The following is a 250-nucleotide window of genomic DNA, read 5'->3' as shown; positions in this document are numbered from 1 at the left end:
ACTGGACTTCCGATATACAATGCCATTGTTTGGCAATCTCGTCAGACAGCGCCATTGGCAGATCAGTTGAAAAAAGATGGCTATGAAGAACTGTTCCACCAAAAAACAGGTCTGGTCATTGACGCTTACTTCTCAGCGACGAAAGTTCGTTGGATTTTGGATCATGTACCGGGCGCACAAGAACGTGCGGAAAAAGGCGAATTGCTCTTTGGTACCATTGATACTTGGTTGGTTTGGAAATTAACGGATG

Annotated in this window: 1 protein-coding gene; it reads left to right on the top strand. The window is 44.8% G+C overall.

Annotated elements, in window-relative coordinates; all coding sequences use genetic code 11:
* Window positions 1-250 (top strand): FGGY family carbohydrate kinase (locus ACS2QP_RS28315; RefSeq protein WP_438883145.1); only part of this gene is annotated, 250 nt, incomplete at both ends.

Origin of the sequence: Bacillus cereus group sp. Bce019, assembly GCF_051781745.1 — a bacterium.
Lineage (GTDB): Bacteria > Bacillota > Bacilli > Bacillales > Bacillaceae_G > Bacillus_A > Bacillus_A cereus.
Note: the sequence above shows the minus strand (reverse complement) of the source record. Positions and strands in the feature narration are given on the sequence as shown.